The 11,551-nt window shown below is 58.3% G+C and carries 10 protein-coding genes, 1 tRNA gene and 1 rRNA gene; 6 read left to right on the forward strand and 6 right to left on the reverse strand.

The window, feature by feature from the left end:
- Positions 1-102: 102 nt before the first annotated feature.
- Positions 103-1,323, reverse strand: coding sequence for an argininosuccinate synthase (locus JF535_RS15220; RefSeq protein ID WP_207003555.1), 1,221 nt, complete (start codon positions 1,321-1,323; stop codon positions 103-105).
- 353 nt (positions 1,324-1,676) lie between these two features.
- On the opposite strand from JF535_RS15220, the gene pyrC reads away from it, so the two are divergent.
- The 4 genes from pyrC (at position 1,677) to JF535_RS15240 (ending at position 4,929) form a co-directional block, all read left to right on the forward strand.
- Positions 1,677-2,714 carry a dihydroorotase gene (gene pyrC, locus JF535_RS15225; RefSeq protein ID WP_207003556.1) on the forward strand — a complete coding sequence of 346 codons (1,038 nt, stop codon included), beginning with the start codon at positions 1,677-1,679 and terminating at the stop codon, positions 2,712-2,714.
- Positions 2,715-2,777: 63 nt separating this feature from the next.
- On the forward strand, positions 2,778-3,470 hold the full coding sequence (gene rnt / locus JF535_RS15230) for a ribonuclease T (RefSeq protein WP_207003557.1): 693 nt from the start codon (positions 2,778-2,780) through the stop codon (positions 3,468-3,470).
- Between the two features lie 128 nt (positions 3,471-3,598).
- Positions 3,599-4,561 carry an extracellular catalytic domain type 1 short-chain-length polyhydroxyalkanoate depolymerase gene (locus JF535_RS15235; RefSeq protein WP_207003558.1) on the forward strand — a complete coding sequence of 321 codons (963 nt, stop codon included), beginning with the start codon at positions 3,599-3,601 and terminating at the stop codon, positions 4,559-4,561.
- Positions 4,562-4,731: 170 nt separating this feature from the next.
- Positions 4,732-4,929, forward strand: a complete 198-nt coding sequence (locus JF535_RS15240) for a hypothetical protein (protein ID WP_066967670.1) — start codon at positions 4,732-4,734, stop codon at positions 4,927-4,929.
- 191 nt (positions 4,930-5,120) lie between these two features.
- Here JF535_RS15240 and secF read toward each other — a convergent pair whose 3' ends face one another.
- The 4 genes from secF to queA form a co-directional block, all read right to left on the reverse strand.
- Positions 5,121-6,122, reverse strand: coding sequence for a protein translocase subunit SecF (secF, locus tag JF535_RS15245; RefSeq protein ID WP_242523865.1), 1,002 nt, complete (start codon positions 6,120-6,122; stop codon positions 5,121-5,123).
- A 10-nt stretch (positions 6,123-6,132) separates the two neighbouring features.
- Positions 6,133-8,001: a protein translocase subunit SecD gene (gene secD, locus JF535_RS15250; protein WP_207003559.1), complete on the reverse strand. Its 1,869-nt coding sequence runs from the start codon at positions 7,999-8,001 to the stop codon at positions 6,133-6,135.
- Between the two features lie 163 nt (positions 8,002-8,164).
- Positions 8,165-9,280: a tRNA guanosine(34) transglycosylase Tgt gene (gene tgt / locus JF535_RS15255; RefSeq protein WP_479724313.1), complete on the reverse strand. Its 1,116-nt coding sequence runs from the start codon at positions 9,278-9,280 to the stop codon at positions 8,165-8,167.
- Positions 9,281-9,377: 97 nt separating this feature from the next.
- Positions 9,378-10,433 (reverse strand): tRNA preQ1(34) S-adenosylmethionine ribosyltransferase-isomerase QueA, encoded by a 1,056-nt coding sequence (queA, locus tag JF535_RS15260; protein ID WP_207003563.1) that lies wholly within the window; start codon positions 10,431-10,433, stop codon positions 9,378-9,380.
- A 140-nt stretch (positions 10,434-10,573) separates the two neighbouring features.
- Here queA and JF535_RS15265 point away from each other — a divergent pair.
- Together JF535_RS15265 and JF535_RS15270 are read left to right on the forward strand one after the other, a co-directional pair.
- Positions 10,574-10,660 (forward strand) — tRNA-Leu (locus JF535_RS15265).
- A 178-nt stretch (positions 10,661-10,838) separates the two neighbouring features.
- A complete protein-coding gene (locus JF535_RS15270) occupies positions 10,839-11,261 on the forward strand; it encodes a DUF1330 domain-containing protein (protein WP_207003565.1) in 423 nt (140 codons plus the stop codon).
- 176 nt (positions 11,262-11,437) lie between these two features.
- Here JF535_RS15270 and rrf read toward each other — a convergent pair.
- Positions 11,438-11,551 (reverse strand): 5S ribosomal RNA (gene rrf / locus JF535_RS15275); the annotation flags it as partial.

An 11,551-nucleotide genomic window follows, 5' to 3' on the forward strand; every position in this document is an offset into this window, starting at 1 on the left:
CGCGAGGGGACCGCCACCCAAATAGCGGCTATACCCTTCACGGTAGACCGGGCGGGCACAGAAGCGACGATTTAAACGCTGTAATCGCCGCCTCCGGCTGATTTAGATCAAGTCTCTGCCCTTACCTGCGGCAATTCGCAGCCTGAGAGCGTTCAACTTGATGAAGCCTTCGGCATCTTTCTGGTCGTAGGCACCAGCGTCGTCCTCGAAGGTGGCTATTTTTTCATCAAACAAGCTGTCTTCTGAACGGCGGCCAACCGCTGTGACACTTCCCTTGTACAACTTCAGTCGCACCTCTCCGTTTACCACCGCCTGCGATTCGTCAATGGCCGCCTGCAGCATCCGGCGCTCCGGAGACCACCAGTAGCCGTTGTAAATCAGCTTGGCGTAACGCGGCATCAACTCGTCTTTAAGGTGAGCGACTTCACGATCCAGGGTAATGGATTCGATAGCGCGGTGCGCCTTCATCAAAATGGTGCCGCCGGGGGTTTCGTAGCAACCGCGGGATTTCATGCCCACGTAACGGTTTTCCACGATATCCAGTCGCCCGATGCCATTGGCGCCACCCAGCTTGTTCAGTTTCTCCAGCAACGTGGCTGGACTCATGCGCTCACCATCGATCGCGACGGGATCGCCCTGCTCAAACTGCAAGGTAATATAAGTAGGCTGGTCCGGCGCTGCTTCAGGGCTGACACTCCAGCGCCACATATCGTCTTCCGCTTCCGCCCAGGGCTCCTCAAGCACACCGCCTTCATAGGAAATGTGCAGCAGGTTGGCGTCCATGGAGTACGGCGACTTTTTCTTTTTGTTGGAGAAATCCACCGGGATCTTGTGTTGCTCGCAGTATTGCATGAGCTTTTCGCGAGAATTCAGGTCCCACTCACGCCACGGTGCAATCACCTGAATGCCCGGCTTCAGCGCGTAGGCGCCCAGTTCAAAGCGCACCTGGTCGTTGCCCTTACCGGTGGCGCCGTGCGAGATGGCATCTGCGCCGGTCTCGTTGGCGATCTCAATCAGCCGCTTGGCAATCAGGGGACGGGCGATGGAGGTGCCCAGAAGGTACTCCCCTTCATAGATGGTATTGGCGCGGAACATGGGGAACACAAAGTCCCGCACGAACTCTTCGCGCAGGTCGTCGATGTAGATTTCCTTCACGCCAAGCGCTTCTGCCTTGGCGCGCGCGGGCTCTACCTCTTCCCCCTGACCAATATCCGCGGTAAACGTGACGACTTCACAACCATAGGTATCCTGAAGCCAGCGCACGATCACTGAAGTATCGAGACCACCAGAATACGCCAGCACCACCTTGTCGATCTTACTCATTACTATCCTCTGTATAGTGGGCCCGTTTGCACGGGAAGTGCCGTCACTATAGGCAATGATGCCGCCGCAGCGAGCAAAGCGCCTATTTAACGCTCGGTCTGGGGGGGTTATTTTTGGATGAGTGCCCAGGAACGGCGGACAGGCCGCCTTTTTTCGGGGCGGGATTGTAGCGCCTAGAAACGGTTACGACTAGCTCCACAACGAGCGTCGCCGGATTGTTCTCCGGGCAACCGGTGCCACCTGATCACTTTACACACAAACTGCTTGCAGAAAAGGCATTTGCGGCAGCTTTCGCAATTTACTGGCGCTTCGGGTAGCATCGGCGCCGCGATCAATCCGGGAGGAGATATTCGGTGGAGCCGAAACAGCAAATTACTCTGCGTAAACCTGACGACTGGCACATTCATTTGCGCGATGGCGCGGCGCTGACACGTACCGTGGGCGACGCCGCAGAGCAATTCCAGCGGGCGATCATCATGCCCAACCTGGTACCACCCGTGGTGAACGCCAACGACGCGCTGGCGTACAAGGCGCGCATTGAATCTGCAGTACCGCAGGGCAAGAGCTTTACGCCACTGATGGTGATTTACCTCACCGACAACACCACGCCCGAGGTTGTGCAACAGGCCCACGCTGCCGGCGTGGTGGCCGCCAAGCTCTACCCGGCTGGCGCCACCACCAACTCGGACTCCGGGGTGACAGATATTGCCAACATCTACCCGGCCCTCGAAGCGATGCAATCCTGTGGCATGAAACTACTGCTGCACGGAGAAGTCACCACCAGCGACATCGATATCTTCGACCGGGAACGCATTTTCATCGAGACCATATTGGGCCCCGTGGTGGAGGATTTCCCCAGCCTCAAGATCGTGCTGGAACACATCACCACGGCGCACGCCGCGGAGTTTGTTGCCCAAGCGCGGGAAGGCGTGGCTGCCACCATCACCGCGCACCACCTGCTGTACAATCGCAACCACATGCTGGTTGGCGGGATTCGCCCCCACTATTACTGCCTGCCGATCCTCAAGCGCGGTTACCACCAGAATGCGCTGATCGAAGCGGCCACCAGTGGCAGTCCGAAGTTCTTCCTTGGCACCGACTCCGCCCCGCATGCGCAGGGCAAGAAAGAAACCGCGTGCGGCTGTGCCGGCTGTTACACCGCTTACAGTGCCATCGAGCTGTATGCCGAGGCGTTCGAGCGAGCAGGCAAACTGGACAAGCTAGAAGGCTTCGCCAGTGACTTCGGGCCGGACTTTTACGGGCTACCGCGCAACTCGGATACCATCACCCTGGTGCGCGAGCCGTGGACACTCCCCTCCGGCCTGCCGATGGGCGAAGAGGCCCTGATTCCGCTGGCAGCCGGCGAAACACTGAACTGGCGCAGAGTTTAAGCCGAGGTTGGCGCACACAAGCGCCGCACCGTTTGTTCGTTTGATAGATTATTCAGGATTCCCGTGACCCCAGCAGAAACGCCCCAAGGCCCCAAGAGCCTCCTGGCCCAAAGATTCCGCGGTTTTCTACCGGTGGTTCTGGATCTGGAAACCGCGGGCTTCAATGCCCGCACCGATGCCTTGCTGGAGGTGTCCGCGGTCATCCTGAATATGGATGACGACGGAACCCTGTTTGCCGAGGAGACCCACAGTTTCCATATCGAACCGTTTGAAGGTGCCAATATCGAGCAGTCCGCGCTGGACTTCACCGGCATCGACCTGGAATCGCCCGACCGGGACGCCTGGCCCGAAGAGATCGCGCTGCCCGAGCTTTTTCGCAAGATTCGCAGCGCCATCAAGTCCCATAGCTGTACCCGGGCGATCATGGTGGCCCACAACGCGCACTTCGATCTGGGCTTCATCAATGCTGCCGTGGAACGGTGCGGCGTGAAACGCAACCCCTTCCACCCATTCTCCTGTATGGATACCGCAACCCTGGCGGGCCTTGCTTACGGCCAGACGGTGCTCGCCAAGGCCTGCCAGACCGCCGGCATCGAGTTCGACAACAATGCCGCGCATTCCGCGGAGTACGACGCGCAAAAAACCGCCGAACTGTTTTGCGGCATCGTCAACCGCTGGCGTGACCTCGGTGGCTGGCCACTGAGCCCACCGGCTGCCGGCGAGCAGGACCTGACGCCGGACGGGGAAAGCGCGTAAGCACTCTCGCCAGCCCCTGCGTGGCCCAACCGCGGCCGTGCTACTACCGTACTACCTAAGTCGCATACCCCTCACTCACCAGGCCCGCTAGGCTCGGGGCAGGTCCCATAACAATAGCGGTGAATGTGATGATCGAGCGCACTAGGCGCACGCTGCTGGGTGCCGGTATCGGCGCCCTGCTGGCAGCAGCTACAAGCTATACCTCAGCCGGAAGCTGGCAACACAATGTGCCCTTAGGCGGCTTCGACAAGGTTCATATTTACACCCCCGATAGCCGCTCCCCCATCGGCGACGGCAAATCCTTGCTGGTACTCCTGCACGGTTGCGTTCAGTCCATTGATAGCTACCTGACCGCCGACCTCGAAGGCGCCGCAGAAACCTACGGCATGGTGGTCGCGGTGCCGGACGCCAAGCACAAAGCCGGCTACAACTGCTGGTCCTACTGGGAAGACGCCAGATCCCGCTCTTCGGGTGACTACAAAAACCTGATCAGCCTGGCCGAGACCATGAGCGATGACAGCGCCCGCGATATCGACCCGAACCAGGTATACATTGCCGGGCTTTCCTCCGGGGCCGTGTTTGCCAACACCACCGCCTGTATCGCACCGGATGTGTTTGCCGGGGTTGGTGTGAGCGCCGGGCCAAGTATCGGCACCAGCCCCAGTGGCGCCATTGGCCGCTGTGAAGCCGCCGATGTCACCAACCGCTGCCTCGACTATGCGGGAAGCAATGCCGAGCATTTCGCAACCCAGATCGCGTCCATCACCCACGGAACCGACGACAAGACAGTCAACGCCTGCTACAACCAGCAAAATGCCCAGGGCATGGCGGGCGTGTACCAGGTGGAGCAGCTCCCGGAAACCAGCACCTTTAGCGAGGGCGGGCACACCGCGACCGAAACCTTGTGGCAGGATGGACGGGTATCCATGCTGTGGCTGGATGGTGTGGGCCATGCCTGGTCGGGCGGCAAGCAAGCCAGTGGCGATTATGTCAGTAACACCGGGGTCAATTATGCCCACTACCTGGGGGCCTACTTTGTTGCACACAACAGCCGGGTAGATCGTACCGAGTCCCCCACATCGGCCAGGTAACCCCCTGATTTACCAGCCTTTTCTAGCGAATTTTGCCCTCCTCCGATGAGCGACGCGCCTGTCACCGCAGGCGCCCTGACGCCCCGCCCGCCACCGCCGCCCCATGGCGGGTGATTTTTTGCACAAATTGCGGTATTATCTACCGCTCATACATAAAAGTGGACAGTATTGTGGCTAAGAAAGCATCCAGCGCCAGCAAACGCAGTAAGGAAACAGTCTCAACCGAGTCACGCGAAGCCATCGAATCCCAGATTCAGGCGTTCCTCGCCAACGGCGGGCAGATTGAGCAGGTACCCAAAGGTGTCAGCGGCCAGACCAACACTTCCGGCCCCAAGCACATCACGCTCGGCAAAAAACCGCGCGCCTGATACCTGATACACACCGTTATCGCGTGCTGAGCTTATTGTGAAACCGCACAGCGGACGGTGACCGGCAGGACAGAAACTATGTGCAACCGCGATAGATACTGGCAGGCGCTAGCGCCCGGGTACAAAAAGCAGGCACAAAAAAGGCGGGATCAATCCCGCCTTTTTTGTGCCTGAACTTAATGCCCTTGATTTCAGGGCATCTCATCCAGCTCCGCACCTTCCTTAACCGGCGGCATCAAGTCTTCCTTGGTGATATTCATCGCCATCAGGATATTGGCAGCCACATACACGGAGGAGAAGGTACCGATGATGACACCCACAATCAGTGCCAGCGAGAAGTTGTGGATCAGTTCGCCACCGAAGAACTGCAGGGCCCACAGCACCAGCAAGGTGGTGAAGGAGGTCATGAAGGTCCGGCTCAGCGTCTGGCTCATGGAAATATTGATTACTTCATCGGGCTCAGCCTGCCGCACCTTGCGGAAGTTCTCCCGCACCCGGTCGTACACCACGATGGTGTCGTTGATCGAGTAGCCGATCACCGCCAGCACCGCGGCGAGCACCGTCAGGTCGAAGTCTAGGCGCAGAATCGCGAAAAATCCGAGCACAATGATCACATCGTGTATCAGGGCCACCACGGCACCGATCGCAAACTTGTACTGGAAACGCAGCGCCACATACGCCATCACCACCGCTAGCGCGAACAACATGCCCAGGCCACCGTCATCGCGCAACTCTTCACCGATCTGCGGGCCCATCATTTCCACCCGCCGCAGGTCGATACGCCCGTCAGAGTGCTGGCGCAAGGCCCCAACCACTTTGTCCCCAATGGAGTTGGTCGCTTCCGCATCGCGGGCATTTTGCTGTGTCTGCTTTACCGCAACTTCCGGGGGAAGCTTGATCAGCAGCTCGCTGTCAGAGCCGAAACGCACCACCGCGGCGCCTTCAAATCCAGCCTGTGCCAATTGGCTGCGAACATCTTCGATCTTCGGTGGATTCTCATAGCCGACTTCGATCTGGGTGCCGCCGGTAAAGTCCAGACCGAGCTTCAGGCCATTGGTGGCCAGGGCCACAATAGAGGCGATCACCAGGATCAGCGACATGGCCGCAGCCACTTTGCGCCAGCGCATGAAGTCGTATACGCGCTTGCCCATATACTCGGTGATCTTGCCGTTTTCTTCTTTGGTAGTGCTCATCACCGTCCCCTTAAATCCACAGTTTCTGTACGCGGCGGCCGCCGTAGAACAAATTGATCAATGCGCGCGTGCCCATAATGGCACTGAACATGGAGGTGAGAATGCCGATGGACAGCGTCACCGCGAAGCCCTGCACCGGGCCAGAGCCGATGGCATAGAGGATCACCGCCACAATCAGGGTGGTGATGTTGGCATCCACAATCGCACTGTAGGCGTTGTCGAAACCGGCGTTGATCGCTGACTGTGGAGGCAAGCCGTTGCGTAGCTCCTCCCGTATCCGCGAGAAGATCAGTACATTGGCATCCACCGCCATACCGATAGTCAGTACCATACCGGCAATACCCGGCAGGGTGAGAGTGGCCCCCAGGATCGACATCACGGCCACCAGCAACACCAGGTTGGTCGCCAGTGCGATATTCGCCGCGAGCCCGAAGACCCGGTAGAAAACCAGCATACAGATGACCACCGCGAGCAGACCGATCTGCACCGAGGTCACACCGACCTTGATATTGTCCGCACCGAGGGACGGGCCAATCACGCGCTCTTCCACAAAGTACATGGGAGCCGCCAGGGCACCCGAACGCAGTAACAGTGCCAGTTCCTGTGCCTCAGCCGGGCTACCCAGGCCGGTGGTACGGAACTGGCGGCCCAGTGGGCTCTGTACGGTCGCCAGGCTGATGATCTTCTTGTCATCGGTGCGCTTCTGCACGATGACCTCGTTGCCTTCCGCGTCCAGCTGTTTTTCCGGGGTGAAGCGACTCTCGACGAACAGCGTTCCCATCCGGCGGCCGACGTTTTTCCAGGTGGCGCGATGCATCATCTCGCCGCCGCGGGAATCCAGCGTGATATTCACCTGCGGGAATCCGCTCTCGTCGTAACCAACCCGGGCATCCGTCACTCGCTCGCCGGAAATGATGATCTTGCGTTCCAGCCAGGCACCGCCGTAAGCAGCGCGCTCCTGCTCGTCGCGGAATTCAAAGTACTCTTTGCTGGTGACCAATGTGTCCGACTTGGCTTCCATGCGGTATTCAAGGTTGGCGGTTTTACCAATGATACGTTTGGCTTCCGCCGTATCCTGTACACCCGGCAACTCGACCACGATCCGGTTGCGCCCCTGGCGCTGCACGATGGGCTCCGCAACCCCCAGCTCGTTTACCCGGTTGCGCAGGGTGGTCAGGTTCTGGGTGACCGCATAATCTTCCAGCTGCTTGATTTCCTGCTCGGACAAGGTCGCGCGGATTTCAAGGTTGCTGCCGCCGCCAGCTTCGCTAAATTGCAGGGTGGGGAATTCCTTACGCAGTGTACGCAAGCCGAGCGTGCGCAATTCTTCATCGCGGAATCGGGCCACGATTTCCCTGTCGTCCCTCAGGTCCACACTGCGGTAGCGCGCTTTGGCGGCACGCAGTTTGGACTTCACGTCGGCGACGTAGCCTTCCATATTGGTCTTCACGATAGAATTGGTATCCACTTCCATCAGGAAGTGCACACCACCGGCCAGGTCGAGACCGAGCTTCATCGGGCTCGCGCCCAGGTTTTGCAACCACTCAGGGGTCGTGGGCGCCAGGTTCAGCGCCACAACATACTCACCGTGACCCAGGAATTCCTGAATTGCGCGCTTGGCCGGGAGCTGCTCCTCAATGGACTTGAGACGGACCAGTACCGACTTGTCCTGAACCTCGCCGCCAAAATAGCCGATTCCAGCCTCGTCCAGTGCCTTCTGGACCTCGGTGAGCACATTTTGATCAATTTTCAACGCAGTGGATTGACCGGAGACCTGCACGGCAGGGTCGGGGCGGTACAGGTTCGGCGCTGCGTACAACAGCCCCAACCCGGTAATGATCAGAATCAGGAGATATTTCCAGAGGGGGAAGCGGTTCATGCGGTTCTCATTGTTGGAGTGGCCCGCTCCACGGGCACATTTTTTCGATAACTGACGATATGCGGTCGGCACCGGATGATTACAAGCCAGCCGGCCCACGTATCCAAGTCGGGGGCTGATTATACGGGGATAGGCAGGTGGCACAAATCAGCACCCACACGGTCTACCCGAGGGCAGGCACCTCTCGCCCCAACCCTTCATAGAAGGAGGCCACATACGCTTCCAGCCTGCCTTCGGCGATTGCCTCACGCAACTGCAGCATCAGCCTCTGGTAGTGACGCAGGTTGTGGATGGTATTGAGCTGGGAGCCAAGGATTTCGCCGCACTTGTCCAGGTGGTGCAGGTAACTGCGGGAGAAGTTTTCACAGGTGTAACAGTCGCAGCCCTCCTCCAGAGGACCCGTATCGTAACGATGCTTGGCATTGCGGATCTTTACCACCCCGGCAAAGGTAAACAGGTGGCCATTGCGGGCATTGCGCGTGGGCATCACACAGTCAAACATGTCGACACCGCGGCGAACCCCCTCCACCAGGTCTTCAGGCTTGCCCACACCCATGAGGTAGCGGGGCTTGTCCTCCGGCATCTTGTACGCAAGGTGGTCCAGAACCTTGATCATCTCGTCCTTGGGTTCGCCCACAGACAGCCCACCAATGGCATACCCATCAAAGCCGATATCCGTCAGCCCCGCCAGGGAGATATCCCGCAGCTCAGGGTACATGCCCCCCTGTACGATCCCGAACAGGGCCGATGGACTGTCGCCATGCGCATCCTTGGAGCGCTTGGCCCAGCGCAGTGACAGCTCCATGGATTTGCGCGCCTCGTCCGGTGTTGCGGGATAGGGCGTACATTCGTCAAAAATCATCACCACATCCGAGCCCAGGTCTTTCTGTACCTGCATGGACTCTTCCGGCCCGACGAACACCGGGCTGCCGTCTACCGGAGATTTAAAGGAGACACCCTCCTCACTGATTTTGCGCATCTTGCCCAAGCTGAATACCTGGAAACCGCCGGAATCCGTAAGAATCGGGCCCTGCCACTGCATGAAATCGTGCAGGTCACCGTGCGCCTTGATGACCTCGGTGCCAGGGCGCAACATCAGGTGGAAGGTGTTCCCGAGAATGATATGCGCCCCAATCGCCTCCACATCCCGTGGCAGCATGCCTTTCACGGTACCGTATGTACCTACCGGCATAAACGCCGGCGTCTCCACCACACCGCGGGGGAAACGCAGACGTCCACGGCGCGCCTTGCCGTCCGTGGTATCCACTTCAAACTTCATAAAACACTCGCGGCTCAAGACGCTCTCCTCGAAAACTGTGGCCAAAACCGTGCGCTTACACCCTGGCCCGTACACCAACCATTCCGGCTGAAAATGGTTACTTTCGCCCCACTTCCGCCGGGTCTACCGCGGAATTGCGCTCAATCAGCATCGCATCGCCATAACTGAAGAAACGATACTCGTTTTCCACCGCAGCCGAGTACGCCTGCATGGTGTGCTGATAACCCGCGAAGGCACTTACCAGCATCAACAGCGTGGACTCGGGCAAGTGGAAGTTGGTGATCAGACGATCCACCACCTTGAAGGTATAACCGGGGTAGATAAAGATATCGGTCTCCCCCCTGGTAGGCTTCAACTCGCCCGATGCCGCAGCACTCTCCAGCGCGCGAACACTGGTGGTGCCCACCGCAATCACCCGCCCACCGCGCGCCTTGCACGCGGCAACCGCCGTGCACACTGATTCCGGCACGTCCAGGATCTCGGTGTGCATCTTGTGGGTGTGGATATCGTCGACACGTACCGGCTGGAAGGTACCCGCGCCCACATGCAAGGTGACGAACGCGGTTTCCGCCCCCTTGTCGCGCAGGGACTCGATCATCTCCTCATCGAAATGCAGGCCGGCGGTGGGGGCCGCTACCGCCCCCGCGTTGCGACTGTATACGGTCTGGTAGCGCTCCTTGTCAGACTCCGTGTCGGCGCGGTCAATATACGGGGGCAGCGGCATATGCCCGAGACGCTCCAGCACCGCAAGCGCACCCTCTTCCGGAAACGCCAGCTCAAACAGGGCGTCGTGTCGGTCCACCATCTTCAGGACCGTCCCATCCTCCAGCAGGATCTCGCTACCGGGTTTCGGCGACTTGCTCGAGCGGATGTGCGCCAATGCACGATGCTCGTCCAACACCCGCTCAATCAGTATCTCCAGACGACCGCCACTGGCTTTGTGCGCAAATAGCCGCGCCGGTATCACCCGGGTATCGTTAAACACGAGCAGATCACCGGGCTCTACGAGATCAAGAAGATCGCTGAAGCGGCGATGCGCCAGCGCGCCCGTTTCACCATCGAGACACAAAAGACGACTACCCCGGCGCTCTTCGGTAGGCGCTTTGGCAATGAGAGATTCCGGCAGATCGAAATAGAAATCCTGGCGTTGCATGAACTCAGTCTAGGTGGTTATTGATTGGCCGCGAATGCTAACGGAAAGCACTCCCGTAGCCAAATCCAGTTGACCAAAACCGGCCCATCGCTATAATCATCGTCCTTTCCAAGCCAAGGCTGACCTTCGCTTGTGAAACTGCCAGAGTGGTGAAATTGGTAGACACAGGGGATTCAAAATCCCCCGCCTTAACGGGTGTGCCGGTTCGAGTCCGGCCTCTGGTACCAAACAAAAAAGCCCTGATTGCGAAAGCAGTCAGGGCTTTTTTGTTTGGTACCCTTTCTTCGTTACTGGACTTTTGCCCGGTACGGGGTTGTTTAGCTCAGGAGGAGCCGGTCAGTGCATCTAAATTTTCTGTCACTGCGTCCAACAGGAACAACCACAATGAAGACAATGAGTTCTACTATGCTGAAACCCCTGATGACCGCAGTTTGCGCCTTTTCCCTCAGTGGATGTATCTATGTAAGCGTTAATGAGTCAGAAAGCACGGCGCATCAAGACACCTGTAACGAGCCGGTGTACCTTGTTCAAAGTGGTTCAGTGCGGGACACCAGTGCGCTGGAGCAATACCACCAGGCCCTCAAGCAATCCCTCAGCGAGACATCCACCTCGGGGCGTATGCTAATGGACGAGCAACCGGCGCAACTGTTCTCCGCTTCCGATTCGGTCACGCCCGTCAGTCTAGTCACCCGCTTTTCCTGTATGGAGTTGGCGGAAAAGTACTGGAACAGTTCCGAGAATCAACAACTGACTGCCCTCCGCGAACAAGCTGCTGATTTTCAGGTGGCCGTTTACCCCAAAGCCAAAGGATTGGTTGTGCGGTTCTAATGCGGCATTGACCGTTACTGGCTGAGCAGCATAAGAAAGCCCTGATCGCTAATGCGGTCAGGGCTTTTTTTTGTTCGGTATATTTCTACAGGGTACTGCGAAGTAGTGGCAGTAATTCACCATATCCCAAATAAAAAAGGGCCACCCAAATGGGTGGCCCTTTCTTTTATTTAGAAGCCTGACGATGACCTACTCTCACATGGGGAAGCCCCACACTACCATCGGCGATGTTGCGTTTCACTTCTGAGTTCGGCAAGGGATCAGGTGGTTCCACAACTCTATTGTCGTCA

This window comes from Microbulbifer salipaludis, from assembly GCF_017303155.1.
In the GTDB taxonomy this organism is placed as follows: Bacteria; Pseudomonadota; Gammaproteobacteria; order Pseudomonadales; family Cellvibrionaceae; genus Microbulbifer; species Microbulbifer salipaludis.

What these genes read in the sequence shown, in the direction of transcription:
- JF535_RS15220 (WP_207003555.1), bottom strand. Translation starts at nt 1,323, where the DNA reads ATGAGTAAGATCGACAAGGTGGTGCTGGCGTATTCTGGTGGTCTCGAT.
- JF535_RS15235 (WP_207003558.1), top strand. Translation starts at nt 3,599, where the DNA reads ATGATCGAGCGCACTAGGCGCACGCTGCTGGGTGCCGGTATCGGCGCC.
- secF (WP_242523865.1), bottom strand. Translation starts at nt 6,122, where the DNA reads ATGAGCACTACCAAAGAAGAAAACGGCAAGATCACCGAGTATATGGGC.
- secD (WP_207003559.1), bottom strand. Translation starts at nt 8,001, where the DNA reads ATGAACCGCTTCCCCCTCTGGAAATATCTCCTGATTCTGATCATTACC.
- tgt (WP_479724313.1), bottom strand. Translation starts at nt 9,280, where the DNA reads ATGAAGTTTGAAGTGGATACCACGGACGGCAAGGCGCGCCGTGGACGT.
- queA (WP_207003563.1), bottom strand. Translation starts at nt 10,433, where the DNA reads ATGCAACGCCAGGATTTCTATTTCGATCTGCCGGAATCTCTCATTGCC.
- JF535_RS15270 (WP_207003565.1), top strand. Translation starts at nt 10,839, where the DNA reads ATGCTGAAACCCCTGATGACCGCAGTTTGCGCCTTTTCCCTCAGTGGA.